The organism is Corynebacterium sp. HMSC076D02 (genome assembly GCF_001813815.1).
Taxonomy (GTDB): Bacteria; Actinomycetota; Actinomycetes; order Mycobacteriales; family Mycobacteriaceae; genus Corynebacterium; species Corynebacterium simulans.
Genome location: NZ_KV814053.1, coordinates 1 through 23,364, shown reverse-complemented (window position 1 = coordinate 23,364; position 23,364 = coordinate 1). Strand labels below are relative to the sequence as shown.

At 57.2% G+C, this 23,364-nt stretch carries 30 protein-coding genes and 2 tRNA genes; 15 read left to right on the top strand and 17 right to left on the bottom strand.

Annotated features, from left to right (window positions below):
• Positions 1-202: 202 nt before the first annotated feature.
• A complete protein-coding gene (locus HMPREF2935_RS07435; protein WP_061920021.1) occupies positions 203-382 on the top strand; it encodes a hypothetical protein in 180 nt (59 codons plus the stop codon).
• 95 nt (positions 383-477) lie between these two features.
• Positions 478-867, top strand: coding sequence for a hypothetical protein (locus HMPREF2935_RS07430; RefSeq protein WP_062042731.1), 390 nt, complete (start codon positions 478-480; stop codon positions 865-867).
• A 102-nt stretch (positions 868-969) separates the two neighbouring features.
• On the opposite strand, the gene hisC is transcribed toward HMPREF2935_RS07430, so the two are convergent.
• Complete coding sequence (hisC, locus tag HMPREF2935_RS07425; protein ID WP_070732629.1) at positions 970-2,022, bottom strand: histidinol-phosphate transaminase; 1,053 nt, start codon at positions 2,020-2,022, stop codon at positions 970-972.
• Positions 2,023-2,032: 10 nt separating this feature from the next.
• Positions 2,033-3,724 carry an alpha-keto acid decarboxylase family protein gene (locus tag HMPREF2935_RS07420; protein ID WP_070732627.1) on the bottom strand — a complete coding sequence of 564 codons (1,692 nt, stop codon included), beginning with the start codon at positions 3,722-3,724 and terminating at the stop codon, positions 2,033-2,035.
• A gap of 100 nt (positions 3,725-3,824) precedes the next feature.
• On the opposite strand from HMPREF2935_RS07420, the gene HMPREF2935_RS07415 reads away from it, so the two are divergent.
• Positions 3,825-4,970, top strand: a complete 1,146-nt coding sequence (locus tag HMPREF2935_RS07415; protein WP_070732625.1) for a PucR family transcriptional regulator — start codon at positions 3,825-3,827, stop codon at positions 4,968-4,970.
• A gap of 74 nt (positions 4,971-5,044) precedes the next feature.
• Positions 5,045-5,136 (top strand) — tRNA-Ser (locus HMPREF2935_RS07410).
• A 49-nt stretch (positions 5,137-5,185) separates the two neighbouring features.
• On the opposite strand, the gene HMPREF2935_RS07405 is transcribed toward HMPREF2935_RS07410, so the two are convergent.
• Both HMPREF2935_RS07405 and HMPREF2935_RS07400 read right to left on the bottom strand, forming a co-directional pair.
• A complete protein-coding gene (locus HMPREF2935_RS07405; protein WP_246817800.1) occupies positions 5,186-5,917 on the bottom strand; it encodes a response regulator in 732 nt (243 codons plus the stop codon).
• Positions 5,918-6,511: 594 nt separating this feature from the next.
• Positions 6,512-7,918 (bottom strand): NAD-dependent succinate-semialdehyde dehydrogenase, encoded by a 1,407-nt coding sequence (locus tag HMPREF2935_RS07400; protein WP_070732623.1) that lies wholly within the window; start codon positions 7,916-7,918, stop codon positions 6,512-6,514.
• Between the two features lie 174 nt (positions 7,919-8,092).
• Between HMPREF2935_RS07400 and HMPREF2935_RS07395 the strand changes: the two genes are divergently transcribed.
• Together HMPREF2935_RS07395 and HMPREF2935_RS07390 are read left to right on the top strand one after the other, a co-directional pair.
• A complete protein-coding gene (locus HMPREF2935_RS07395; protein WP_246815594.1) occupies positions 8,093-9,394 on the top strand; it encodes a TrkH family potassium uptake protein in 1,302 nt (433 codons plus the stop codon).
• A complete protein-coding gene (locus tag HMPREF2935_RS07390) occupies positions 9,387-10,085 on the top strand; it encodes a potassium channel family protein (RefSeq protein ID WP_179294263.1) in 699 nt (232 codons plus the stop codon). Before HMPREF2935_RS07395 ends, HMPREF2935_RS07390 begins: the two co-directional genes overlap by 8 nt.
• A 5-nt stretch (positions 10,086-10,090) precedes the next feature.
• Here HMPREF2935_RS07390 and HMPREF2935_RS07385 read toward each other — a convergent pair whose 3' ends face one another.
• The 5 genes from HMPREF2935_RS07385 to HMPREF2935_RS07365 are packed head-to-tail and all read right to left on the bottom strand — an operon-like array spanning position 10,091 to position 13,537.
• On the bottom strand, positions 10,091-11,650 hold the full coding sequence (locus HMPREF2935_RS07385; RefSeq protein WP_070732621.1) for a polyamine aminopropyltransferase: 1,560 nt from the start codon (positions 11,648-11,650) through the stop codon (positions 10,091-10,093).
• The gene (locus HMPREF2935_RS07380) at positions 11,638-12,036 is read right to left on the bottom strand and encodes a DUF350 domain-containing protein (RefSeq protein ID WP_061920035.1); all 399 of its coding nucleotides are present in this window, start codon (positions 12,034-12,036) and stop codon (positions 11,638-11,640) included. Before HMPREF2935_RS07380 ends, HMPREF2935_RS07385 begins: the two co-directional genes overlap by 13 nt.
• A 14-nt stretch (positions 12,037-12,050) precedes the next feature.
• On the bottom strand, positions 12,051-12,440 hold the full coding sequence (locus tag HMPREF2935_RS07375) for a DUF4247 domain-containing protein (RefSeq protein ID WP_061920038.1): 390 nt from the start codon (positions 12,438-12,440) through the stop codon (positions 12,051-12,053).
• On the bottom strand, positions 12,437-12,919 hold the full coding sequence (locus tag HMPREF2935_RS07370) for a DUF2617 family protein (RefSeq protein WP_070732619.1): 483 nt from the start codon (positions 12,917-12,919) through the stop codon (positions 12,437-12,439). The genes HMPREF2935_RS07375 and HMPREF2935_RS07370 overlap by 4 nt, the downstream gene beginning before the upstream one ends.
• 6 nt (positions 12,920-12,925) lie before the next feature.
• Positions 12,926-13,537, bottom strand: coding sequence for a DUF4178 domain-containing protein (locus HMPREF2935_RS07365; RefSeq protein WP_070732617.1), 612 nt, complete (start codon positions 13,535-13,537; stop codon positions 12,926-12,928).
• Positions 13,538-13,669: 132 nt separating this feature from the next.
• Between HMPREF2935_RS07365 and HMPREF2935_RS07360 the strand changes: the two genes are divergently transcribed.
• From HMPREF2935_RS07360 to HMPREF2935_RS07330, 7 genes are all read left to right on the top strand, one after another.
• Positions 13,670-14,062: an MmcQ/YjbR family DNA-binding protein gene (locus tag HMPREF2935_RS07360; protein WP_061920044.1), complete on the top strand. Its 393-nt coding sequence runs from the start codon at positions 13,670-13,672 to the stop codon at positions 14,060-14,062.
• A 16-nt stretch (positions 14,063-14,078) separates the two neighbouring features.
• The gene (locus tag HMPREF2935_RS07355) at positions 14,079-14,465 is read left to right on the top strand and encodes a YidH family protein (protein WP_070732615.1); all 387 of its coding nucleotides are present in this window, start codon (positions 14,079-14,081) and stop codon (positions 14,463-14,465) included.
• The gene (locus HMPREF2935_RS07350; RefSeq protein ID WP_061920047.1) at positions 14,458-14,775 is read left to right on the top strand and encodes a DUF202 domain-containing protein; all 318 of its coding nucleotides are present in this window, start codon (positions 14,458-14,460) and stop codon (positions 14,773-14,775) included. Before HMPREF2935_RS07355 ends, HMPREF2935_RS07350 begins: the two co-directional genes overlap by 8 nt.
• A gap of 111 nt (positions 14,776-14,886) precedes the next feature.
• Complete coding sequence (locus HMPREF2935_RS07345; protein ID WP_070732613.1) at positions 14,887-16,461, top strand: SLC13 family permease; 1,575 nt, start codon at positions 14,887-14,889, stop codon at positions 16,459-16,461.
• Between the two features lie 148 nt (positions 16,462-16,609).
• Positions 16,610-16,682, top strand: a tRNA-Arg gene (locus tag HMPREF2935_RS07340).
• Positions 16,683-16,941: 259 nt separating this feature from the next.
• Positions 16,942-17,463 carry an ImmA/IrrE family metallo-endopeptidase gene (locus HMPREF2935_RS07335; RefSeq protein ID WP_070433375.1) on the top strand — a complete coding sequence of 174 codons (522 nt, stop codon included), beginning with the start codon at positions 16,942-16,944 and terminating at the stop codon, positions 17,461-17,463.
• On the top strand, positions 17,456-17,938 hold the full coding sequence (locus HMPREF2935_RS07330; RefSeq protein WP_070433376.1) for a hypothetical protein: 483 nt from the start codon (positions 17,456-17,458) through the stop codon (positions 17,936-17,938). Before HMPREF2935_RS07335 ends, HMPREF2935_RS07330 begins: the two co-directional genes overlap by 8 nt.
• 164 nt (positions 17,939-18,102) lie before the next feature.
• Here HMPREF2935_RS07330 and HMPREF2935_RS13710 read toward each other — a convergent pair whose 3' ends face one another.
• The 7 genes from HMPREF2935_RS13710 to HMPREF2935_RS07300 all read right to left on the bottom strand — a co-directional run bounded on the left by HMPREF2935_RS13710 (position 18,103) and on the right by HMPREF2935_RS07300 (position 22,056).
• The gene (locus HMPREF2935_RS13710; protein WP_070732612.1) at positions 18,103-18,336 is read right to left on the bottom strand and encodes a hypothetical protein; all 234 of its coding nucleotides are present in this window, start codon (positions 18,334-18,336) and stop codon (positions 18,103-18,105) included.
• A gap of 43 nt (positions 18,337-18,379) precedes the next feature.
• Positions 18,380-18,691, bottom strand: coding sequence for a tyrosine-type recombinase/integrase (locus tag HMPREF2935_RS13705; protein ID WP_256380778.1), 312 nt, complete (start codon positions 18,689-18,691; stop codon positions 18,380-18,382).
• The gene (locus HMPREF2935_RS13015; protein ID WP_141756033.1) at positions 18,691-19,347 is read right to left on the bottom strand and encodes a tyrosine-type recombinase/integrase; all 657 of its coding nucleotides are present in this window, start codon (positions 19,345-19,347) and stop codon (positions 18,691-18,693) included. The genes HMPREF2935_RS13705 and HMPREF2935_RS13015 overlap by 1 nt, the downstream gene beginning before the upstream one ends.
• 166 nt (positions 19,348-19,513) lie before the next feature.
• Positions 19,514-20,098 (bottom strand): DUF4352 domain-containing protein, encoded by a 585-nt coding sequence (locus HMPREF2935_RS07315; protein WP_070433378.1) that lies wholly within the window; start codon positions 20,096-20,098, stop codon positions 19,514-19,516.
• 28 nt (positions 20,099-20,126) lie between these two features.
• Positions 20,127-20,537, bottom strand: coding sequence for an ImmA/IrrE family metallo-endopeptidase (locus HMPREF2935_RS07310; protein ID WP_070433379.1), 411 nt, complete (start codon positions 20,535-20,537; stop codon positions 20,127-20,129).
• A 38-nt stretch (positions 20,538-20,575) separates the two neighbouring features.
• Positions 20,576-21,577 (bottom strand): RhuM family protein, encoded by a 1,002-nt coding sequence (gene rhuM / locus HMPREF2935_RS07305; protein WP_070433380.1) that lies wholly within the window; start codon positions 21,575-21,577, stop codon positions 20,576-20,578.
• 14 nt (positions 21,578-21,591) lie between these two features.
• Entirely contained in the window at positions 21,592-22,056 is a 465-nt protein-coding gene (locus tag HMPREF2935_RS07300; protein WP_070433381.1) for a hypothetical protein, read from the bottom strand.
• 253 nt (positions 22,057-22,309) lie between these two features.
• On the opposite strand from HMPREF2935_RS07300, the gene HMPREF2935_RS13240 reads away from it, so the two are divergent.
• Positions 22,310-22,465, top strand: coding sequence for a hypothetical protein (locus HMPREF2935_RS13240; RefSeq protein ID WP_168162320.1), 156 nt, complete (start codon positions 22,310-22,312; stop codon positions 22,463-22,465).
• A 196-nt stretch (positions 22,466-22,661) separates the two neighbouring features.
• Here HMPREF2935_RS13240 and HMPREF2935_RS07290 read toward each other — a convergent pair whose 3' ends face one another.
• The gene (locus tag HMPREF2935_RS07290) at positions 22,662-22,928 is read right to left on the bottom strand and encodes a hypothetical protein (RefSeq protein ID WP_070433383.1); all 267 of its coding nucleotides are present in this window, start codon (positions 22,926-22,928) and stop codon (positions 22,662-22,664) included.
• A 110-nt stretch (positions 22,929-23,038) separates the two neighbouring features.
• Between HMPREF2935_RS07290 and HMPREF2935_RS13010 the strand changes: the two genes are divergently transcribed.
• Positions 23,039-23,364, top strand: a 326-nt coding sequence (locus tag HMPREF2935_RS13010; protein WP_141756032.1) for a hypothetical protein, incomplete at its 3' end; no start/stop codon positions are given.

The window sequence follows — 23,364 nt, the reverse complement described above, 5'->3', positions numbered from 1 at the left end:
CGACGTGTCTACTTTCCGGGGGTTAGGCCCAATGGAACACGCCCATTTTCACCTACATGATCTAGTCAAACCACAAAATCCGAGAAGAGTATACGAAAGTATCCGATTTAGAAACAGGACTCATTGGTGGGAAAAGAATTGTTAGTCTAAAGGGCGATTCTTAAGTTCAGTTGATGACGAAAATTGTAAGGACGATGCGGAAATGAAATTGCTTAAAGTTTTTACCCTTGTCGTTCTCATTGCAGGGGTTTTGTTGTGCGTAGCGGGCCTATATTGGGAAAATAAGCTTACCAATCTTGGGGTTCCCATAGCCTTGCTAGGCATCGCTCTTTCGGTTGCTATACCTGTGAAAAAGAGAAGCGAAGGGGAAAAACACGCTTAGCACAGATAGTGAAATGAAGAACGCTAAGTTTACGTGTTTCATTCATCAATGAGTCCCGTTTGAAGTGTCTTCGGGAGCCGAAAATTATAAAGTCCATGTTGCCCGATAAACCGCGCAAGATTCTCACTGCCGATGAAGTCTACGACGCTGTCATTGATTGGTTTAAAGCCGATGATGATTGGGTCAATCTCGTCTACGTCGTCCAAGATACCGGCTACGATGACGACGCATTGACTAGTGAGCAGCTTCAGGATGTCATTGAAAAAGTCATGAGCTTTGATGACCTTGTTATATATGACGCTGCAAGCCCTTCATCAAGTGAAATTGGAACAAATTTTGGTGGCAATCCACTGCCTCGGGACGTGGACGCAGCAGCATTGAGCCGATTCATCCTTGAAAAAGACCGAGCTGGCCTACTGATGGCGCTTATGGTTGTTCCGCATCCGGATAAGCACAAGATGCCTTACGAATACGACGAGGAATAGGCGTCAACAACGCACGCAGCAACATGATGCTTATTCTAAAAAAAGGGGGTTGCCGCCTTGGTAGCAACCCCTTTTTGGTGATCTTTTACCCGCGTTGTCGTTTTAGGCGCCGAAAGCAGCCTCCCACGCCTTGAGGAGCACATCGGTCTCCTCGGCGGTGGTGATGGAGATGCGCACGCCTTCGTCGAAGGCGCGGACCAGCACGCCGTTTTCGGCGAGCTTGGCAGCGACTTCTTGTGGGGTGCCCAGTTCGGTGATGTTTGCTGCCGGGAACCAGATGTGGTTGGTCTCGGAAGCAGGAACGCCGAACTTAGCAAAGTGCTCAGTGACGCGCTCGCGCTCGCGGACGGTCTCATCGGTGCGCTCACGCAGGGAATCCTGTGCCGCCAGAGAGTGCAGGGCGCCGACCTGAGCCACCGTGTTCACGGAGAACGGGATGGCTACCTTGTTCAATGCCTCAATGATCTCCTTGTCGCCGAAGGCATAGCCCACGCGCACGCCGGCTAGGCCGTAGGCCTTGGAGAAAGTGCGCAGGCCTACGACGTTGCGGTGCGTCTTGACGTACTCGGTGGCCAGCGGCAGTGAGCCGTTGCGGTTGTACTCGATGTAAGCCTCGTCCAATGCCACGATGATGTCATCCGGCACGGCCGCCAGGAACTCGTCGAATTTCTCGCGGGTGATGATCGAACCGGTGGGGTTATTCGGATTGCACACGAAGATAACCTTGGTCTTTTCCGTCACGGCCTTGGCCATTGCCGGCAAGTCCACGCGGTGCTCCTCATTCAGTGGGACCGGAACCGGCGTCGCACCAACTACGTGGGCGAAGATTGGATAGGCCTCGAAGGAACGCCACGGGAAAACCACTTCATCGCCAGGCTGGCAGGTGATTTGTACCAGCTGCTGGCAGATGGCAGAAGACCCCGTTCCCACGGCCACCTCATCGAGCGTCAGGCCAAGGTGCTCTGCGAGTGCAGTGCGCAGCTCGACGACGCCCATGTCTGGGTAACGATTGGCGTCGCCAGCCGCGGCCTCCATGGCCTTGAGCGCCTCCGGAAGCGGAGGCTGGGTGGCCTCATTGGAAGACAGCTTCAAAGCAGTCTCGTTGCGGGCACCAGGAACATAGACGGGCAGGGAGGAAAGATCGGATCGAATCATGGCAACCACCTTAGCCCTGGGAAGAGGTTTCCGGGTTGCGCGGACCGCGAGGGCCGTAGTCAAACTCCGCCGTGAGCGGGCCGAACGCCTGCAGGCCCTTCGGTGCATCAAAAGCGTCGAGCTGGACCTCAAGGAAGGCGCCGCGCTCCGGGTGCTCAGAAATGTCCGCGAGCGCCTTAGCCAGCTCGCCCTCGGTCTTCGCTGCGTAGGACTCCATGGTGGTATCTGCCTTGAAGACCTTCGGCAGTTCGTTGTAGTTCCAGTTCTGGATGGCGTTGTACTCCTGCTCCATGCCCAGGATGTAGCGCTCAATGGTGTAGCCATCATTGTTGACCAGAACGATGATGGGCTTGAGCTCCTGGCGCAGGATGGTCGAAAGCTCCTGGGCCGTCAGCTGGAAGGAACCATCGCCGATGAAGAGCACGTGGCGGCGCTCCGGGTTCGCCAGCTGGGAGCCCAGCACGGCAGGCAGGGTAAAGCCGATGGAACCCCAGATGGTGGAGTTGATGTACTGCACGCCCTCCGGCATACGCAGCGGGCCCAGGCCGATGTTGGAAGTACCAGCCTCGGCGATGACCACGTCGTCTTCCTTGAGGAAGTGAACCATCTGGTTCCAGATGCGCTCCTGGGTCAGCGGCGCTGACTCGTCTGGCTCGAAGGCCGGCAGCACAAACTTCTCGCCTGCGGCGGCTTCCTTGGCTGGGATGCGCTCGACGAGGACGTCGAGAAGCTCAAGCGTATTGATGCCCACGAAGTACTCGCCGTCAGCGTTGAGATGCTGATCGCCGAAGTTGAACACGTGCGCCTTATCCAGATCGTGGGTGAAGGAACCGGAGTTGACCTCGATGAAGCGTGGATTGGTGGTGACCAGGAAGTCGGAGTTTTCGATGCGCTCCTGTACGCCCGGGGCGGAAGCGGCGCCGTTGTAGGTGCCGATGAACAGCGGGTCGCGCTCGGACAGGATGGCCTTGCCGGAAGAAAGCTGGGAGTACGGCAGCTGGGCCTTGTCGATGATGGCGCGGAACTTCTCGGTAAAACCGTGGCGATCGGTGTCTTGGTCGATCAGGAAGATGGGATCCTTGGCCGCAGCCAGCGCCTCGAGCACGCGATCGGCGGCGGCGTTGAGACGCTCCTGGTCGGAGGTAGCCAGCTCGGTGCTGAACGGGGTATCCGGGACCTCGATGGTCAGGTGCGTGATATCGGAAGGGATCTGGATGTGCACCGGGCGCTTCTCGCGCAGGCAGGTGTGCAGGGCGCGGTCGAATTCCTCGACCACGTTCATCGGGGAAACGCGGGTGGCTACCTCGGTAAACGGTGCGATTGCGTCGAGCATGTTGGCAAAGTCGCCGTCGGCAAGCGAGTGGTGCAGGTTCCAACCGAACTCGGTGGCGTACTGCGGCGGAGCGCCAGCGATGGAGACCATCGGAACGTGCTCTGCGCGAGCACCCGCGATGCCGTTGAGCGCAGAAAGCTCGCCCACGCCGTAGGTGGTGAGCAGACAGCCGACGCCGCGCTGGCGGGCGTAGCCATCAGCGGCATAGGCCGCGTTCAGCTCGTTGCAGGCGCCGATGAAACGGATGTCCTTGTCTTCGTCGATCTGCTCGAGGAAGCTCAAGTTGAAATCGCCCGGGACACCGATGATTTCGGTGATGCCGATGGCCTTCAAGCGATCAAGGATGAATTCGCCGACAGTCGTCTGCATTGCGAGTCCTTTCTTTTGTTAACGATAAAACGTGCTTTTCCGATTATCGTAGGTCACATTTTTGTTGTCACTAGTCAAAATAGAGAACTATCTTTGACATATGTCGAAACTGACGGCGCCGAACCTGGCACGGATTCAAGAGCTAGCCGATGACATCGCGCGGCAGTTGCAATGCTCCGTGGAGGTAACCACTCCTTCTATCAACGTGATTGCGGCAAGCGCGCAGTTGGGCGCCGTGGATAGTCACCGCGTGGCCTCGATTCTGGAGCGTACCCCGCCGCCGGAGCCGATCCCGTGGATGCTCAGTTATGGCATTCAGGAATCTTCTGCCCCGGTGCGCCTGCCGGCGAATGCGGAATATGACATGCTCCCGCGCGTGGTTATTCCGTTGCGCCACGGCCCTGACCTGGTAGGGCACGTGTGGATTATTGATGAGCACGCGCTTTCCAACGCCGCTCTTGCCTCCGTTTCCCCGCAACTGAGCACGCTGACCAAGTTGGTAGACGAGCGCGATGCTTATCTGGCCACTCGTGCGCAGCAGCTTGGTGACTTAACCCGTGACATCGTTGCGGGTGATGAAAGTGCGCTGGCTATAGCCCGCGAGCGCGACCTTTTGCCGCGTGATGGGGAAGTGCTCATTCACCGTATTGACGTAGACGGTGATTTAGTTCAGCTGACGATGGAGCTCGCCCGTCCGCTGCGGCGGCGTCCGTTTCTGGCCCTGGACTTGCATGATTCGCTCATCATCGTGGAATCCCCGCGCGACGAACAAGACACGAAAACGCTGATTGAGGAGGTTGCTTCCGCGGCCCTTACGGCGGGAACGCAAATTGGTGCGCGGGGCAGTGCGCCCACTGCGCGTCGGGCTCGTTTCATGGCCGACGTTGCGCGGCTAACCGGGCAACCTGCGATGGACTGGGCTGCGGCTGGCGCCTGGCGCGCGCTGTTGGGATGGGATCTGAGTCCGGTTACCGTGCGTGCGCTGAGCCCCGATGCCGCACTGCTTTTAGACGCCGAGCGCAAAAGCTACTGGGAAAGTCTGCTTTGTTATTTCGAGCATTCCCGCAACGTCAATGACACAGCCGCCGCACTCTATATTCACCGTGCTACTTTGCATTATCGCCTAGACCGCGTCCGTGAGATCCTGGGCTCGGCTGCCCTCGAAGATGGCTGGCGCTGTGCCGCTTTGTATGTGGCATTGAAGCTGCATGCGGCGCTTAATCGCCGCTATAACTTAAGCAGTTAGACGGTAGTGAGGGGGCTGTTTGGCACGCGTGGAGGGGCTCGGGTAAAGTAAGCGAAGATTCATTGCGAATCGCTGGAGACGTGCCAGAGCGGCCGAATGGGGCTCCCTGCTAAGGAGTTGACTTGCTTGCGCAGGTCCGGAGGTTCAAATCCTCTCGTCTCCGCCACTTGAGAAGTCTCGAGGCATCGTTTACCCGCTGTCTCGAGACTTTTTGCTTAGACCCCGATGTGGGGCAGTGCGGTTATTGCCAAGCTGAGCCTGGAGCTCACCGCGAAGACGGACATGAGATGGGAAACCTGCTTCTTAACGGTCGATTGTGCGTAGTGCATCGACTTGGCGATCTCTGCGTTTGAGCGCCCTTCGCAGATGTAGCTCAAGATTTGCTTCTCAGTATCGGTGAGTAAGGCGTACTTCTCATTGAACTCGATAACGCTGGATTCTTTGTCGTTATCGCCCTCTGCATGGGAATCGGATTGGGGAAGGTAGTCAACCAGGCGGGTTAGTGCGTGCGGCGATACGGCTGTGCCACCGTTTACCGCCTCGCGCACAGCGGCATACATTGTGGCCGGCTTGCTGCTTTTTACAACGTAGCCGGCCCCTCCGTTGGTTAAGACCTCGATCATTGTTTTGTCAGTGTCTAAAGCGGTGATTGCTACGAATGCTGGTGGGGCGGGCCGCTTTTTGGCCTCGCGCAAGAGCGTTATTCCGTCCATCTCGGGCATGTGAATATCGGCGATGATGACATCGATGTCGATTTGGTCGAGAAGCGAAAGGGCTTCGACGCCGGTGCTGGCCTCGGCGACGACGTGAATGTCGGCAGTGCATGAGAAGTAGGTCTTCAGCGACGAGCGTACGAGGGGATCGTCATCAACGATCAACGTCGCAATGCGGCTATCGGTGTCAGCGGTGCTCATCGATGCTGGATCGCCGACCTGGAAAATAGCCATAGGCATCTACTTTCATAGTTAAAACTCTTATTTATGCACACTTTATTTGTACCATCATTGAGCTCAATTAAAACCTCGTGCATTGGGCACGCGCGAAGGAGGATACTAAAGTATATTTCGCCTGAATATAAAGCTAAATTTGGGCCATTTCCGGTGGTCCAAGCGTGGTTAGGGCTAGCTAACCTACGCTAACGGAAGTATGGTCCTAACTGGATTCAGGCACAGCCCAAATCCACTTGTTAATGACCCTTTTACAGTTAGGACTCCATCATGGAAATCGCATCCACCGTTCTCGAAATCCTCGGCGGCATCTTCGAGGCAATCGCTGAAGGTCTGCAGAAGTAAGAGCTTCTAAAACCTTCAAACGCTCCCGCAGGCTAGTTCAATCGCACTGCCTCCGGGAGCGTTTGCATGTTTTGCGTAGATGCTGCGCTTGGACTCTTTATCGGTCTTAGGGGCGTCCTTGTGCTGCACCGTGGTTGCTGCTAGATGGTGACCTCACCATGTGCGGACACAGCAAAAGACGAAGCCCCGCCCCACCAATGATGGTCTGGCAGGACGGGGGTGCGGCTCCGGAAGAGCGGGCTCGTGTACTTACATCGCCGGGGAGAGGCCCGCGTCGTCCTGGCCGCTGACGCGGTAGAGGTGCTCGTTGACGAACTCGCCCACGCCCCAGCGCTCGAGCTCGCGGCCGTAGCCGGAGCGGTTAATGCCGCCGAACGGGAGGCCGGCAGCGGTGACGGACGCTTCGTTGACGAAGGTCATGCCGTCGTTAAGCTGCTGCGCCACCTCGAAGGCCTTGTCGAGGTCGGAACCCCACACGGAGCTGGAGAGGCCATAGTCAGAGTTGTTGGCAATCGCGATGGCCTCGTCGATGTCCTTTGCCTTGTAGATGACTGCGACTGGGCCGAAGATCTCGTTGCAGGCGATCTCGGCGGAAGGATCGACGTCGCTAAGCAGCGTTGGCTCCATGTAGGCGCCGTCGCGGTCTACCTTCTTGCCACCCACACGGACGGTGGCGGTGCCATCGGCAACAGCCTTGTCGAGGCGCTCGATGATTTCGTCGCGGGCACCGATGGAGGACAGTGGGCCGATGTCGGCATTCTCGTCGTCGTATGGGCCGACCTTGAGGTTGCCGATCTTCTCCACCAGGTAGTCGAGGGTGCGATCGTAGAAATCCTCCAACACAATCAGGCGCTTTGGGGCGTTGCAGGCCTGGCCGGTGTTGTACATGCGGATTGGTACGAACTGATCGAGGGTCCACTCGAGCTTCTTGTCATCGATGATGATGAATGGGTCGTTGCCGCCGAGCTCCAGCACGGACTTCTTGTAGTTCTCACCCGCGGTCTTTGCCACCGCAGCGCCGGCTGCTTCAGAGCCGGTGAGGGAAACGCCCTTGATGCGCTTGTCCGCCACGAAGCCATCCATCTGGGAGCCGGAAGCGTAGATGTTGATGAAAGCGTCCTTCGGCAGACCCGCCTCTTCCAGGAGATCCTGGCAGGCCTGGGAAGACAGCGGGCAGATGGAAGCGTGCTTGAGCACGATGGTGTTACCCAGCAAAAGGTTCGGCGCCGCGAAGCGGGCAACCTGGTAGTACGGGAAGTTCCATGGCATAACGCCCAGCAGCGGGCCGAGCGGCTCCTTTTGAACAACAGTCTTTTGCGCGCCCTGGGCCGCCAAGTACTCGGGCCCGAGCAGCTCGTGAGCGTGCTCGGCGTACCAGCGGTAGATGTCAGCGACGATTTGAATCTCGCCCTTTGCCCAGCGCGTGAGCTTACCCATCTCACGGCCGATGTGCTCGGCTAGCTTGTCTGCATTTCCTTCATAGAGATCTGCAGTGCGGAAGAGGATGGCTGCACGCTCCTCGATTGAGGTGCGGGACCAGCTCTTGAAGGCTTCCGTGGAGCGGTCCAGGATCGCGTCACGGTCAGAGTCATTGATGCGGTCGAAGGTCTCCTCGGAGACGCCAGTGTTTGGGTTCTCAAGTGCAAAAGTACTCATGTCCCCTGTGTACCCGCGGTGTGCCGAGCCTTCAAGAAAAATTAGTCACTTATAAAATGGTAAATCGCCCTAACAGGTCTATCATCCCTATTTGTGAAACGAAGATCTTTGCAGAACCGAAGCCGCATCTTTGGCCCTGCACGCGTGACAGCTTTGGGCTTTTTTCTGCTCATCATGCTGGGGGCATTCCTGCTGATGCTGCCATTTTCTACCGAAGGCACGCAGTGGACTCCTCCTTTACACGCTTTCTTTACAGCGACTTCCGCTGTCTCTCTGACCGGTCTTATCGTTGAAGATACCGGCACGTACTGGACTCCCTTCGGCCAAGTGGTAATTATCACCCTCATCCAGCTCGGCGGCTTGGGAATCATGTCGCTTGCCTCCTTATCCGGCATGCTTTTAACCGGACGCATCAGCTTGAAAGCGCGGCGCTCGACGGCCGCCGAGGGCCGCCCCGTAGCCGGCGGCATTCGCCGTACCCTCTTGCTTACCTTTCTCGTCACCCTCGTTTGCGAGGCTGCAGTTGCTGTCCTCTTGGCCCTACGCCTGCATTTCGCACATGGCGTCCCAGTACTGCGCGCGATGTGGGAGGGTGTCTTCCACGCGATTTCGGCATTTAACAACGCGGGTTTTAGTACTTACTCGGACAATATGATTGGTTTTAATACCGATGCGTGGATTCTGCTGCCGGTGGCCTTTGCGCTCATCGTGGGTGGCTTAGGCTATCCCATGTTGGCGGAGATAGTGCGCCGTATCCGCGGCCGGATCAAGCTCGCCCTGCGAGGGCGTGCGCCGCGCGTGCACCACATGTCCATTACCGCGCGGATGACGCTGGTGGGAACTGCCATTTTGCTCTTCGGCGGCATGACGTTTTTCTTGGTGGCCGAGTGGTCCGGCGTGCTGGCAGATATGCCGTTTGGCACCAAGCTGCTCAATAGCTTCTTCATGAGTGCTTCGCCGCGTACAGCGGGCTTTAATGCCATCGACTACGGGCATGTACATTCCATTACCTTGATGGCCTCGGACATCTTGATGTTCATCGGCGGCGGCTCCGCCGGTACGGCCGGCGGCGTGAAAGTGACCACCACCTGCGTGCTCGTTGCGGCGATGGCGGCGGAGTTCCTGGGCCGTGAGGACACCACCATCGGTAAGCGCCGTTTGCCGAATTCGATTACGCGCCAGGCGCTCGCCCTGACTGTGGCCGGTGCGGCAGTGGCGATGTTCGGAGTTGGAACCCTAGTGGTTTTGAACCCGCAATTCTCTACCGACCAGATCACCTTCGAGGTGCTCTCGGCTTTCGCCACCGTTGGTCTGTCCACAGGTATTACGGCCAGCCTGACCGCGCCTTCCCAGATTATTTTGTGCTTCATCATGTACCTTGGCCGCGTTGGGCCGACCACGTTGGTGGCCGCTTTGGCCGCGCGCACAGTAACTCGTCACTATCGCTACCCAGTAGAAAGGCCGTTCATTGGCTAACATCTTCGGCGCGCTGCGCCACGAAAAGCAATCCATCGACATCCCCGCAGTGGTCGTCATCGGCTTGGGGCGCTTCGGTTTTTCCCTGGCGCGTGAACTTATGGATCATGGCGTTGAGGTGCTCGGCATCGACAATTGCGAGAAGTTCGTGCGTGATTATTCGCCGGTTCTCACCGAGGCAGTACAAGCTGATACAACCGACGCCGAGGTCTTGCACCAGCTGGGCATCGACGAGGTGGACCGCGTGGTGCTGGCCATCGGCTCGCACCTAGAGGACTCCATTTTGACCGCCTCAAATTTGGTAGAACTCGGCGTAAAGGACATTTGGGCGAAGGCGGACTCCGACGCGCATGCACGCATCCTGCTGCAGCTGGGCGTACACCACGTCATCCGCCCAGAACGCGACACTGGTCGCCGCATTGCACACTTGCTCGGCGGCAAGTTCGAAGATTTCGCCGAAATCGCTGAGGACTATGGCGTTACCAAGCTCACCCCGCCCGCGCACTTGGTTCAAACCCCACTAGATCCGCAGAAAACGTGGGAAAAACATCGCGTGCAGCTGGTCTCAGTGCGCAAGGACTATGGCCACTGGATGCCTGTTGAGAAAGGCCAGAAATTGAACCCGACGGATCTTATCGTGATTGCCGGCAGCCCCGTCGCCTTGGAGAAGTTCTCCGAGGCTGGGTCTTAGTATTCTTAGTCCCCTGCCTGGCGGTATCCGCGGCGCAGGTCATCGACCACATAAGGATGATCGAGCGTGGAGGCCGGCAGGTTGCGCGGCTGGTTATCTAAGCCGAATGATTGCGCGGCCTCAAGAGTCGCATCATCGAGGTAGCGCAGCGGGGGAGCGTAGTTGGGCACGGAGATTTCCTCCGCGCAGGCCACAAAGCCCCAGTCACCAAAGGTGGGCACGTGCACGTGATAAGGCACGGTGGGGCAGCCGGCGGAACGCAGTGTGGAATCGATACGCCAGAACACATCGGGAGTACTAAAGGCACTGGTTGCCTGCACGACCATCTTGCCGCCGGGAGCGAGCATCTTGTGCGCCATGGAGTAGAACTCTTCCGAGTAAAGGCGGGCCATGGCGGCGGAGTCGGGGTCGGGTAGATCGATGAGGACGGCGTCGTAAAGCGTGTGATCACCACCCGATCGCAACCAGGTAAACGCGTCCTCGTTGAGGATCCGCACGCGTGGATCTTCCATGGCGCCCCCGTTGTTCTCGCGCAGGACCGTGTTGGCCACGTTCACCACCTCGGGATCGAGCTCGACCTGGGTGACTTTAAAGTCCATCTTGAGAAGCTCGCGCGCGGCTAAGCCATCGCCGCCGCCAATGACGAGCACTCGCCCGCCCGGCTCGGCAGGCAGCACGGGATAGACCAGGGACTCGGTGTAGCGATACTCATCGCGGGAGGAATATTGCAGGCCGCCGTTGAGATAGAGGCGCGAATCCTTGCCGCGTTTGGTCACCACGATGTCCTGGTAATCCGAGGTATGGGCGTAAATGACAGGATCATCGTAGAGCGATTGCCGGGCGGTTACCACTATGGATTCGCTGCGGATGATGAGAGTGAGCAGCAAGGCGATAGCGCCCAGCAGCGCGAGGACATGCATTAGAAGCTGCTTGCCGGAGAGCACCGTGCGCAGTAGAAGCAGCGCAACCACGAGTGCGGCGATGAGGTTGACCAAGCCGGCCGCAGCGGTGCCACGAATCATGCCCAGCCACGGCAGCAAGATAAATGGCCATGCCAAACCGCCCAGCAGGCCGCCGACGTAATCCGCGAAGTTGAGGTTGGCCACCACCGAGCCGGAATCCTCAGCATTCGAGGTACGCCCGCGCTGAATCAGCGTCATAAGCAGTGGCACTTCCATACCCACCAAAATGCCAATGAGCAGCGTCGCTACGACCAAAATGAGGGTGGACTGGCCCACAAGCGCGAAGACCATGTAGAGCACCACGGCGCTCACGCCGCCGCACAGGCCGAGCAGAGTTTCGACGATGAGGAAAGAACTCGCCGGCCACGACAAGAATGGCTTGGCCATCAACGCGCCCAAGCCCAAGGATGCGACGTAACCTGCCACGATCAGCGAGGTCTCTACGATGCCGCCGCCGTTGAGGCTCGTGGACAGCGTCAGCAAGGCCAGCTCGTAGACCAAGCCCGAAGCTGCGCAGATACAGACGGAGATAAGCAGAGCTACCCGCCAGGCGCGCGAGCGGACCAGGGAATCTGCGGTGGGGGAAGCGTTTAGGTCAGACATGCGGCATTAATTGCGCCGATGACGATGAGGATGACGCTCGCGCAAAAGGTGCCCGCGCGGGGCTTGGTATCTTCCACCAGATCCCGGAAACGGCCGGGGATAAGCGCCTCCAAAATGACCAACGCTAGTGCCTGCAGCACGATGCCGACTAGGCCGTAGACAGCGGTTTCTAGCAGGTCAAAAGAGTGCACGATGGCGGTAACCAGCACCGCTCCCAGGGCAATCTGCTGGGCGGAAGCGATGACCGCAGCGTTGACGTGATGATCAACGAAGACAGCGCGGTAAAGCTTGCCTGGAGTGAGCAGATCCAGAACTACGAAGCCGGCAAGTAGCAGTACTGCTGCAACGCCGAAATAAGCAAAGGTGGCCAGGATTGAATCGAGCATGAACTAAAGCCTTTCTATTTCACGCCGCCGGAAGAGCCGGAGGAGCCGCCGGAAGAACGGGAAGGGGAGGAGGGACTAAAACCGGGACCTAAGAAGATATAGGTGCCGTCGTGGAAGTGATCGAGATTTTCCACGCGCACTGAACAGTTCTGCGGGCCAGTGGGCTCGACCTTGACAATCTGCTTGCGGTAGCGCAGGTACTCCGTGCCCGTTGCGGGATCGAATTGACGCGCCTTTGGCTTATGCTCTGCTGCAAGGCGGTTGGCCTCTGCCTGAACATTGTTTGCCTGACAGGTGCCTGACCTGATGGGAGCGCCAGTAACGCCGGGTGAAGTCAGACCGCCAATCACTGCGAAAAGTACGGCGAAGACCAGTGACCATTTCCAGCCTTTGTCATAGTTCATGGAACCCACCTACTTGTAGTCTTCACGATTATTTCTTCTGCAGGGTACATATGCACCGTTTCCCACTCGAAGCCTGCGCAGCCTTCGGGTGCGGTGCCCTTGAGGGCGGTGACGTGGTATTCGCCCTGCCCGGGAAATTGCGCCGAGTGCCAATCCGTGCCCGATACCCGCTGAAATTCTGCGGCGAAGCTATCCGCGCCATGCTTGGCGACGTCCGTCTTCAGCTCGTAGCCCGTCATCTCACCGTAGGTCTGCGGCAGCGGACCCTCACAGTGGCAGGAGATCTCCTCGCGGAAGAGTAGCGTCTCGTCGCGATAAACGCTGGCAGTATGCGAAGCACCGATGATATCCAGCTCAAGCCGCAGGCCATCGGAACCGTGAAGCACGGTCATGCTCAACGCCTGCGGGCGCGGGCCGTTTAAGCGCAGCCCCAAGTCAGCGGCACTGACGTCAGCGCTGGGGCAATCTAGAACCTCCACTGCGGCCTATGCCTTTGGAGCTGGGTACACGGTGAACTCACCCGGCAGCATGGTGTGGCCGGTGGATACCTCCCAGCTGTCATTGTTGGCCCAGCCCTCAAAGCCCAGCAGCTTTTCACCCGCGGAATAATCTACGTAGCGCATCTCGCCGGACTCTGGCAGGCCGGTGGTGCCGGTGGAGGTGTAGCGCGCATGGCCACGCTCGTCCTCACTATATGTAACTCCCTCGAATTCCACGGTGCCGCGATCTGGCGTGACGCCGGCGCCCTTGCGGGAGGTCCACCAGGTGAGATTGAGCTGGCCTTCATCGACCTCGACTCCCAGCCAGGAGGAGTTATCTCCACCGTCGAGCAGGTACTCGTACCAGTAATAAGGGCCCTCATTTAGGGTCAGGGTGCCGCGGACGACGTAGTCGGTGGCGCCGTAACGGATGATTGCACCCGGACCAAGATTTTCTGGATTGAACTCGTTTTGGCCTTTGGCCTCGGCGAAGTAATCCTTGGAGAAGGTATCGCCCGTCTCCTGCGTGCTAGCCGCCTTGGCTTGGCGCGATTTAAAGAACATGTAGATGGCCGCGATTAACAAAACCACGGCGAGCAGAAAGAAAATCTTGTTCATGACTGGCCCTTTAATTTTTTGCTTAGCTTAGGTCTGTAGCAGTCACCTTAGCCCACGCCTTGGACGTCCGATAGTCCTACGCATTACGCTGGGGAATTGTCGTTTTCAATTCGATGGATTTTAGGTCGGCGTATGAACGAAAAAGAGCTTATTTCTACTGCGAGCGATGCGGCGGAAGAACTCATTGACGCCGAGTCCTATCCCTTCGTCGAAGGCTGGCGAGCCTGGCGGGTGCGCGGAAAGTGGTTCATGCTGGCCACCACCATGCCTGCGAATAAGCCCTTCGGTGGAAAGAAGGCCATCATTCTCAAAGCTCCGCCGGAGGATGTCTCCGCTTTGCAGGCTGGTTATGCCGACATCGGCCCTGCATATCACATGAATAAGCGGCACTGGTACACCGTGTATCCCGGGGATTCGATAAACCCCAAGTTAGTTCGGGAGCTCGTCCAGGAATCTTATGCCGCGGTGGTGCAAAAGCTGCCTAAGGCGCAGCGCCCTGCCGGGTGGCAAGAGGCAGTGCGTTAAGGAAGTATAAGACGCAATGGATAAATCTAATGGCCGGTTCCCACGCTTTGTCTATGAAAAAGGCACAGAGCCCGATCCGCGTTTCAGCATGGCCAACGAGCGCACGTTCTTGGCATGGATTCGTACCTCGCTCGCTTTCATCGCAGGTGGCGTTGCACTGCAGGCTTTCGACCTCCCGATTCATGGCACGCTGACCCTCATCATCTCCGTGATCATGCTGGTGGTCGCCATCGTATTGCCGGCGGTGGCGTGGGCGCATTGGGCGGCGTCGGAAAGCGCGATGCGTGAGCAAAAGCCCCTGCCGCCGAATGTCGCGATGCCTCTGCTCGTGTTGGTGGTGCTGCTTATCGGCGTGCTGATCCTGGTAGGTCAGCTCGTGGGCGCGGGGGGCGTAAATGTATGACCCAGGGCTGCAGCCGGAGCGCACCCGGCTGTCGTGGCAGCGCAGCCTTTTGGCGTTCGTGCTGGTGGTTCTGGTGGTTTTGCGCAGTGAGCTGCCGTGGACCATTGCGGAGCTCATCGCCTTCGTGGGCGGCGCGGGTGCCTGCGCCTGGCTGGGTTGGCGGGTGCGCCGCCGTAACGCGCTTTACGACGCCGCCCTTCACACCGGCGGCGCCCTCCCCGGTGCCGCGGCGCTGGCGGGCCTAGCCGTGGCCGTGATGCTGCTGGCAGTGCTGGCTCTGGTGGGCCTTGGTGGGGGTAACCGCGTTTAAAAACCGATTTTTTCTTTGGTTCAAAGTTGTATGGTGTTCGCAAACGTGGGTATTGCATGGTTCACATTTTGCTTATTCCCGCGTGCTAGAAGGTTTGGCAAGGAGAACTGAATGACGACCCCGCAAACACATGAATCAACAGCACACGTAGAAGGCGAAGAAGATCACGGCGTCGACAAGCGCGAATGGCGCCGCATGCTTATAGGCCTGTTCCTAGGCTTAGCGCTGGCCGCCCTGGTGTGGTTTATTTTTCCGTCGAATGCGGTGGATACCGTGCTGCAATCCTCTGGCGCGGACCCGGAGGAAACCTATACTTATGGCGCGATTCGCGCGGTTGCGGCGGTGACCATCCTGATGGGCGTGTGGTGGATGACCGAAGCAATTCCGCTGGCAGCTACGGCGCTTTTGCCTTTGGTTATCTTCCCGCTGGCCGGCGTGGGCACCATTAAGGAAGTCGGCTCGCCTTATGCTTCGGCGACGATCTTCTTGTTTATGGGTGGCTTCCTCATTGCGCTCGCGTTGCAGCGTTGGAACTTGCACCGCCGCATGGCCCTGGCGGTGGTGAAGGTGGTTGGCACTTCGCCAAAGCGCATTGTGCTGGGCTTTATGCTGGCAACCGGCTTTTTGTCCATGTGGGTCTCAAATACGGCGACCGCGGTAGTCATGCTGCCTATCGGTACCTCCGTGCTGGCGCTGACCGCAGACACCGTGGGTGGCATGGCCAAGCAGAAGAAGTTTGCAACGGCGCTGATGCTGGGCATTGCGTATTCCGCGTCCATTGGCTCCCTGGGCACGCTGATCGGTACTCCGCCGAACGCTCTGTTGGCCGGATATATGAAGGAATCTCACGACATCGTCCTCGGCTTTGGCAAGTGGATGATCGTGGGAATGCCGCTGGCGGTTATCTTCCTGTTTATCGCATGGCTGTTGTTGGTGACCATCTTCAAGCCGGAGATGGACCGTATTCCTGGCGGCAAGGAGCTCATTGACCGCGAAATCGCAGCTCTTGGTCCGTGGACTGCTCCGCAGATTCTCACCGGCATCATCTTCCTAGGCGCAGCTATCGCCTGGGTGGCCGTTCCTTTCTTGGTTGGCGAGGACTCCAACTACGACGATGCCATCGTCGGTATTGCTGCCGGCCTGCTGCTGTTTATCATCCCAGCCGACGCCAAGACCGGCGTGCGCCTGCTGGACTGGAAGACCGCGAATGAGATGCCGTGGGATGTCCTGCTTCTCTTTGGCGGTGGCCTGTCTCTGTCCGCGATGTTTAACAACTCGGGCCTATCTCTGTGGATCGGCGAGATGGCTAAGGGACTCGGCGGCCTGCCCACGGTGCTGCTCATCGCAGCAGTTGCGCTGCTGGTTCTTTTCCTGACCGAGATTACCTCCAACACGGCAACGGCGGCGACCTTCCTGCCCATCATGGGCGGCGTAGCGGTTGGCATTGGCTTGACCGAGGGCAGCGAGATCAACATCCTGCTGCTGACCATCCCGGTGGCACTCGCGGCAACCTGCGCGTTCATGCTGCCGGTGGCAACCCCGCCGAATGCCATCGCATACGGTTCGGGTTACGTGAAGATTGGCGACATGATCAAGGGCGGCGTCGGCCTCAACCTCATTGGCTGCGTGCTGATTACTCTCACGGTCTACCTGCTGGCCGTGCCGGTCTTTGGGCTGGTGCTTTAAAGGCTGGTGTTTAAGTGCAGTTATCGACAGGTTAACAACGCGTAAAAACGTGTGTTGGCCTGGCGATTTGCCGCCTTTAAAGAACGGCACTATAGTTAATCCACGTTGCAGCGAGAGATTGCACAGCAATCAAACGCAGTAGCGGTTAGCGCCCGTAGCTCAACGGATAGAGCATCTGACTACGGATCAGAAGGTTGGGGGTTCGAATCCCTCCGGGCGCACAGCATAAACCCGCTGGTTAAACGGTTAAAACACCGATTGGCCAGCGGGTTCTTTCGCGTTTTCGTGCCCCCAAAGTAGTCCCAAGTAACCCCAGGTAAACCAGGGTGGGTGCAAACACGCTGCAAACGCCCTGCAAACGGATTGCAAACAAGGCGCAAACACGCGAGCTGGGGTTTAGGGTCGGGGATTTCAGCAAGCCTTTAGCCGTATTCACGAATAGATAGCTAAGATTGGAGCATAAGCAAGGAGGTGCGGAACATGGCTGGTCTGGTTTGGAAAGACGCCAGGGAACAAGCGAAGGCCATTAGGTCTGCGTACCGCCTGAGCCGCCACGGACTGTCGGATCTTGAACGTGTAGCCGGGCTCCTCGGAGCAGAGGTCTTTTATGAGAAGCTTCCCAAAGACCAGGCGGGGTTCATCGTGAAGCGCCCCGAAGAGCCTTTTGCATCTATCGTCATCAATAAGCGAGACATTCCTGAACGGCAGCGGTTTACCCTCGCCCATGAAATCGGACATCTCGTAGATCGCCAGCGGATGGCCGGCGATGAACGATTCTCTTTCATGGACTACAGGGACAATCGGAACAACTACAGCCTGCATGAGTTCTTTGCTGATGAGTTCGCAGGAGAGCTATTGATGCCAGCAATTCCATTGCTGACCGAATTGGCTCGGAGCTCGCAATACGAAGTGGCCGCAAAATTTGGAGTAACACCCGCCGCGGTAGATCGCCGTATCGCCCGCCTCCAAAAGAACCTTCCAGAGGAGTTGATGGATGCCTAATTCCGAGGACGATTCGGAATCGCAGCCTTTCTTTATCCATAGCGAGGTTTCGGCCGACCTAAAGTCTCTACTTGAGAACTTCAATCCATCCAGGGGCTCACAAGTAGAACCGGACTCCCATGAAGGCGCTGAGGTCGGGAAACGCGGAGACGGGGACGTCTCCAAGGCTGCAGACGATGCGTTGAAATACATGAACGAGCGCCGGGCAGCAGAAATTGCTCGTCTCAAGATGGACAATGAACAACGAGAAAAGTTTTTTAAGTTCGTCCTGCTCATTACCGGAATACCGGTGCTCGTCGCCGCAGGCGCCCTGGTAAGAGTCGTGTGGGACGGGGACGTGGGGGATTCTGTCCTAATTGGGTTCTTCGCTTCCGTAGTCGTAGAAGTAATCGGTCTCTCGATAATCGTGGCCAACTACCTTTTCCCAAAAACTGGATCCGTTCCACCAGGAGTAGAAAAGGCGCTGGAGGAGTAAGCCTGAACCGCTCCCCAATCTGGTGCGCCTTCTCCGCCTCAAACCGGACAAAGCCCTGGATCGCTGACCTCATGAAGGTCGCGCTTTCCTCTCTTTCTCTGTATTGGGGAGCGAGTCCGAGCTTAATTAAAAGCTAAGCCCAGATCGATGGTCGAAACTTGAGCTCATTGAACCAGCCGAAGATGTCGACCCTTGGCATCCTTCTCCCGCTGGGCGCGCCGGGCTTGAGCCGACTCGACGCGCTTTCGCTCAGATTCGAGGTGTCGTTCGATGGCTTCGGCGGCTTCGTCCAGGCCTTCGTCCCAGAGGTGCCCGTAGTGCTTCAGTGTGGTGGAAGCTGAGGCGTGGCCGCACATCCGTTGAACGACGTACACGTCGGCGCCAGCCGCAATCGCCATGGAGACTGCGGTATGTCGTAGCTCATAGGTCTTGAGGGTGGTGTCAATGCCTGCATCGACGAGGAAGGTTCTCCCAGATAACCCGCCACCGCGCCGTAGTCCAGACGTGACCGTACTCGTCTGGGAGCAGCCAGGCCTCGGGGTCGCGTCCTTCGGCTGCTTCTTCGAGGGTGAGAAGCATGAGTCGCGAGATTGGAACGTCGCGGTGCTGGCGGGTCTTTGTCTCGTCTACGTGCCCGAGGTCGTCGACGTCGCGGCGGATCATGAGGCGCCGGCGTTCCACGTCAAGGTCTTTAACCTTGAGGCCCTTTGCTTCTCCAGGCCGTAGTCCTGTCTTGAGAAGAACTTCGAGCATCATTTTACCGCGGGCTTTTTGGCGGCGAAGAGCAGAGCGTCGACTTCTTGGATTTTCAGGTAACGGCGCTCTGCCTTTGGGATGGCAGGTGTCGGCGAGCCGTCGAGCGGATTGGAGTGAATGATCTTCATCTTGACCGCGCGCGTGAGCATGGATTTGAACATGCCAGCGATTTTTCGCTTGGCCGAGCCTCCCAGGGGCTTGGGCGCGTCGCCTTCTTTGACGCCCTTCATGGAGGTGAGGCTAGCAATCCATGCGACTACTTGGTGCTCTTGTATCTGGCTGACTTTCCTGTTGCCCCATACAGGTAGGACATGGGTGTTCCAATATGAGACGTAGTCTTTCCTGGACTTTTCGGAGATATTGGCCTTTGAGTCGAGCCAGGGCTCCCAAAGCTCTGCCAACGTGACGTCTTTCTTGTCCGCGGATATGAGCGTGCCGTCGGACTTGGTTACGCGGACTTTAGCGTCGAAGATTTCTGCGGCTTCGAATGCGTCGAATGTTTCGGACGTGCGGTGTCCTTCGAGGTCGAGGTACTGGACGATCCAGCGCTTGCCGACGCCGTGGCGCTTGGTGGGGACTTTGACCGTTTTCTTTCGGCCTGTCTTTTCGTCCACGGTAGTTATGTGCTTGTACCAGAGATCGCGTACAGCCATTGGTAGACTTCTTTCTTGTCAGGGCGAGCACTTACAAAACACGTAAGAGTTCACCTGTCTCGGGCCTCTTTCCCGTCGTGTCGCCAAACTTGTCGGGAAAGGGGCTTTATTTTTGCCTTTAGAGTCCAGGTTTTAGGCCAGGCATTTTTTAGGCTTGAGGGTGTATTTATCCCACCTGCGAAGCGTCGAAGTAGGTGTAATCACCGAAATGCTCAGTTGGTTCGGCGACGCCGAACGCGTAGGGCTGCATGTCGGCGGGGACTTCGTAGACCCAGGTCATTGTCTTTTCAAAGCCAGGGTTCAGGCTCTCATTGCATTCGGGATTATCCAGCACGCGGTAAAGCGAATCAATTGGGTCGTATGCCTGCTCGTCTTTGTTGAAGAGAGTGGCCTGTAAGCCGAAACCACAGGTAAGGTCCATCGATTTCTTGCTGGTGTTTTTCACCGTGGTCTCAACGGATACGTACTTCGCGCCCTGGTTCTCGGGGGTAAGAGTCTCGTTCGGCATTGTGCCGCGCTTGTAGTTGTCAGCGTAGACCTCAAGAGATTCAGACTCGGTGACCTTTTGCAGGGTGACAGTTGCACCAGGAGCGTCGATTGCTTCGCCCATCTTGTGGAGCTCTCCGGTGCTGCTTTCCTGCTCTACGCCGGAGTCAGAGGGGCTTTGCTCATAGGAATCGGTCGTTCCGCAAGCAGTAAGTAGCGATGCGGTTAGCAGTGCGGTGGCCATGAGGAGGCGGTTCGAGGTCATGGGGTGTCCTTTCGTGAGAAGAGAAGAGTTAAAAGATGGCGCAGCTAAACGTGGAGACGCGCCCAGCGTCGAATAGTCGCATCCATACGTTTAGTAGGTGTGGCGTGACTCCGAGCTCCGCGGCGATAGCAGAAGGTGCTCCACCGCAGTCAGTGGCGATGTCTTCAATACGGTCGCCGTCGACCAGGTGTTGTGCGGCCCATTCATCTGCGAGGCGTTCAGCACGAGGTGAAGAACAGGTGTCACCGTTAGCCACGTGCCCGAGTTCATGCGCGATGGCGCATACCCGTGTGACGGGGTCGAGTCCTGCGCGCACGACGATCGTGCGTGAACCGGCATGGAAACATGCGTTATATCGAGCGTCGAGCCTGCCGGTTTCTACCAGCTCGACGCCCTGCTCATCGAGCAGCGCATGTAGACGATCCTCAATAAGAGACATGGTGAACTCCTTTCTGGGGAGGGGAAGATTGGTATGTATCAGGGGCGTGGGCGGTTTCGCCGTTGAAGGGTTTTGACTTCGTTCTCAAGTTGTCGCATATCGAGTTCATTTACTTCGTGGTCGAGCTGTGCGAGGTAGGCATTCCATTCTGTTTTTGCCTTAGTCTTGGCTTGTTCCTTAGTACGTTTCCCAAGGCCTTGAAGTACGTTGCGCTCGTTGAACGCTAGCCATTCAGCGGTTTTCTGCTCCCAGTCTTTTAGCAGGAGAGTCTTGCCCATTTCTGACTGATCTTCGGCATAGTCCAAGTACATTGTTGTGAGTCGATTTAGGCGGCGAAGTTCGGGATCGTCAAGGTAGTTTTTGGCAACGTACATGTCTGTAAGGTGAGGTTTCTCGCCTTGCCAGTTTGTGAGACCCGCATTTGGTTTTGCGCGGTCTGCGCGAGTGAAGATGAGCTCAGCGGCGGTGCTGCCATGGATTGCGTAGTGCAGTCGATTTTGCAGGGTCGCAAAGAAATTACTGACTTCCTTAAAGGACTTTCGTTCTTGATAGTCGGCGCTTGTCTCAACGATTACGTCGCAGATCTTGCGGAAGAACTGTCGCTCCGAGGCGCGAATTTCGCGGATCCGTTCGAGCAGCTCATCGAAGTGGGTGTCGACCCCGTCGTTCTTGAGTCGCTGGTCATCAAGTGCAAACCCTTTGGCCAGGTACTCTCGCAGAACGTCGGTTGCCCACTTTCGAAATTGAATACCTCGCGTTCCGCGCACGCGATAGCCGACTGCGAGGATCATTTCTAGGTTGTAGTGGTTGGTAGACCTGTCTTGACCTGGCTGTTGTAAAAGTTGTTTACATTTAGTTTCGTCTAATTCCCCGTCGCGAAGTATTTCGCGTATGTGATGGTTGATTGCCGGAGCTCCAACGTCGAAGAGGTTTGCCATCTGGGCCGTGTTGAGCCACGCAGTACCCTCTTTGAGCTGAAGCCTCACTTGAGCCTTGCCGTCTTCGGTGGTGTACAGGGCTATTTGGTCGCGGGTCGACATGGGGCCTCCTTCCGTTAGGGATGGTTTTCTTCGAGCGGCTCGGTGGCCTCTTGAGCGGCCACAGGTTCCAGGCCGGCATTGATGCGCTCGACGAGCTCGTCCCGGTCGTGCAATGAGCTTACCGATGCACTGGGCGCAGCATCGTTGCTTTCGAGCAGTTGGCTTTCTGCATCATTCATTCGGCGTAGGAATTCTTCCGCGAGCTGTCGCGGGGAGGCATCTGTGAGCTTCACGCCGCCGATGTGAACCTCGCGGAGATCAGCTTCTTCCTGCGAGATAAGACCTGACTCAACGAGGGCTTCGAGGACATTAGCTCCGTAGGCGCGGGCGAGCTTGACTGCGAACTCGGGGTCAGCCTTGGCGCCCTTCTTCCAGCGTGAAAACGCAGACTTGTCGAATTGCGCTTTCTCTGCCGCGTCCTTGAAAGAGTCGGGACCGATCAGATGCGCTACGTACGTCCACCAGCGTGTTTCTTCCATAGGAGTAACCATAATTGCGCACGCGCAATTATGCAAGTGGTGTGACACTGCAACTTGAGGTTGTGCACAAACTTTCATTAATGTAGGTTGAGGTGTGCACAAACAACTACAGATTGTTGTGGCACATTTCAGGAGGTGAACAGTGCAAACCATAAACACAGTAAGGGTCAACCAGGAGTGGCTCGAAGCGCAGATCCGCGAATGTGGAGGCGCCTCAAATTTCGCCAGAATTCTTGGAGTTGACCCGTCAACAGTGAGTCGTCAGATCAACATGAAAGCAGAGGCAAGCCCACGCTTTATTGGGGCGGTACTAGCCAAGATCGCGGTTTCATTTCAGGACGCCTTCGACGTCACCGAGGAAGAAGTGCGAGTGCACCGCGCTCGAATGCTGCGGACTACAGCCGCCTAGGCGCGCCGGGCATCGGAAAGAAAAGCGCCCGTGTCCCAGGGGATAGGGCACGGGCAACAACATAGAAAGGAGAAACGCTGTGGAACCAAAAGTGAAAGACACCGGCGCTGGAGCATTTGCGGAAACTCCCGGTGATGAGACGCCGAGAGTAACCGTGAATATGCCGGATAACAAGTGCTTTACCAAGCAGGAAATATTAGAACTCGTTGCCTCTCTCAAGTCTCATAAGGCGACTTTCCAAGACGGCCATTTTCGAGGCAATGGAAGCTACTGCCTGTTTCGAAAACTTCGAATATTCCGCAACCGCTTCTTCAATCGGGACGGAACCTGAAGGTAACGCATTGACCAAATCAGCGAGCTCACTCATTAACTCGGGAGTAGTTGAAAGGCCAGCTTCACGTAGTCGCCATTCGACGTCTTCAGAGCTGAATTCGTAGTTAGAAGAACCAACATTCTTTGTCATTACTAACTCCTCGCTTTCCGGGGAAGCGTCCCCGAATGTGAGTCAACCACACCGTTGTTGCTGGGACAGGGGATATCCGAGCAAACGCAAGAAAAACGAAAGGAGGAAACATGAGATACGTCGACGCTGCATCTATGTCTTCTCAGCAACGTGCTGAATTTATGGCGAGAGAACTTGGTCCGGACTACCTACAAGAGAGATCAGGAGTCTTGGATGAATTCATCGAAATACTCGATGGTTTTACCGACAACGAGCTCTGCGTTCGCCATCCGATCGTCCATGCCCCATTGGGCATAGCTAGTGGGAATTTTGTCCAGCCATTCGGGTACATCGAACTCGACTCTCCAACGGATGTCTACGCCGTCGTTCGATTGGGATTTGGTGAGACCTTTGGCGCAGAAGCGGACCTGACCCCTTTTTGGTGGACACCTGATAT

Coding starts and splice junctions, on each gene's coding strand:
- HMPREF2935_RS07435 (WP_061920021.1), top strand. CDS start 203: ATGAAATTGCTTAAAGTTTTTACCCTTGTCGTTCTCATTGCAGGGGTT.
- HMPREF2935_RS07430 (WP_062042731.1), top strand. CDS start 478: ATGTTGCCCGATAAACCGCGCAAGATTCTCACTGCCGATGAAGTCTAC.
- hisC (WP_070732629.1), bottom strand. CDS start 2,022: ATGATTCGATCCGATCTTTCCTCCCTGCCCGTCTATGTTCCTGGTGCC.
- HMPREF2935_RS07420 (WP_070732627.1), bottom strand. CDS start 3,724: ATGCAGACGACTGTCGGCGAATTCATCCTTGATCGCTTGAAGGCCATC.
- HMPREF2935_RS07415 (WP_070732625.1), top strand. CDS start 3,825: ATGTCGAAACTGACGGCGCCGAACCTGGCACGGATTCAAGAGCTAGCC.
- HMPREF2935_RS07405 (WP_246817800.1), bottom strand. CDS start 5,917: ATGGCTATTTTCCAGGTCGGCGATCCAGCATCGATGAGCACCGCTGAC.
- HMPREF2935_RS07400 (WP_070732623.1), bottom strand. CDS start 7,918: ATGAGTACTTTTGCACTTGAGAACCCAAACACTGGCGTCTCCGAGGAG.
- HMPREF2935_RS07395 (WP_246815594.1), top strand. CDS start 8,093: ATGCTGGGGGCATTCCTGCTGATGCTGCCATTTTCTACCGAAGGCACG.
- HMPREF2935_RS07385 (WP_070732621.1), bottom strand. CDS start 11,650: ATGTCTGACCTAAACGCTTCCCCCACCGCAGATTCCCTGGTCCGCTCG.
- HMPREF2935_RS07380 (WP_061920035.1), bottom strand. CDS start 12,036: ATGCTCGATTCAATCCTGGCCACCTTTGCTTATTTCGGCGTTGCAGCA.
- HMPREF2935_RS07375 (WP_061920038.1), bottom strand. CDS start 12,440: ATGAACTATGACAAAGGCTGGAAATGGTCACTGGTCTTCGCCGTACTT.
- HMPREF2935_RS07365 (WP_070732617.1), bottom strand. CDS start 13,537: ATGAACAAGATTTTCTTTCTGCTCGCCGTGGTTTTGTTAATCGCGGCC.
- HMPREF2935_RS07360 (WP_061920044.1), top strand. CDS start 13,670: ATGAACGAAAAAGAGCTTATTTCTACTGCGAGCGATGCGGCGGAAGAA.
- HMPREF2935_RS07355 (WP_070732615.1), top strand. CDS start 14,079: ATGGATAAATCTAATGGCCGGTTCCCACGCTTTGTCTATGAAAAAGGC.
- HMPREF2935_RS07350 (WP_061920047.1), top strand. CDS start 14,458: ATGTATGACCCAGGGCTGCAGCCGGAGCGCACCCGGCTGTCGTGGCAG.
- HMPREF2935_RS07345 (WP_070732613.1), top strand. CDS start 14,887: ATGACGACCCCGCAAACACATGAATCAACAGCACACGTAGAAGGCGAA.
- HMPREF2935_RS07335 (WP_070433375.1), top strand. CDS start 16,942: ATGGCTGGTCTGGTTTGGAAAGACGCCAGGGAACAAGCGAAGGCCATT.
- HMPREF2935_RS07330 (WP_070433376.1), top strand. CDS start 17,456: ATGCCTAATTCCGAGGACGATTCGGAATCGCAGCCTTTCTTTATCCAT.
- HMPREF2935_RS13710 (WP_070732612.1), bottom strand. CDS start 18,336: ATGGCGATTGCGGCTGGCGCCGACGTGTACGTCGTTCAACGGATGTGC.
- HMPREF2935_RS13705 (WP_256380778.1), bottom strand. CDS start 18,691: ATGCTCGAAGTTCTTCTCAAGACAGGACTACGGCCTGGAGAAGCAAAG.
- HMPREF2935_RS13015 (WP_141756033.1), bottom strand. CDS start 19,347: ATGGCTGTACGCGATCTCTGGTACAAGCACATAACTACCGTGGACGAA.
- HMPREF2935_RS07315 (WP_070433378.1), bottom strand. CDS start 20,098: ATGACCTCGAACCGCCTCCTCATGGCCACCGCACTGCTAACCGCATCG.
- HMPREF2935_RS07310 (WP_070433379.1), bottom strand. CDS start 20,537: ATGTCTCTTATTGAGGATCGTCTACATGCGCTGCTCGATGAGCAGGGC.
- rhuM (WP_070433380.1), bottom strand. CDS start 21,577: ATGTCGACCCGCGACCAAATAGCCCTGTACACCACCGAAGACGGCAAG.
- HMPREF2935_RS07300 (WP_070433381.1), bottom strand. CDS start 22,056: ATGGAAGAAACACGCTGGTGGACGTACGTAGCGCATCTGATCGGTCCC.
- HMPREF2935_RS07290 (WP_070433383.1), bottom strand. CDS start 22,928: ATGACAAAGAATGTTGGTTCTTCTAACTACGAATTCAGCTCTGAAGAC.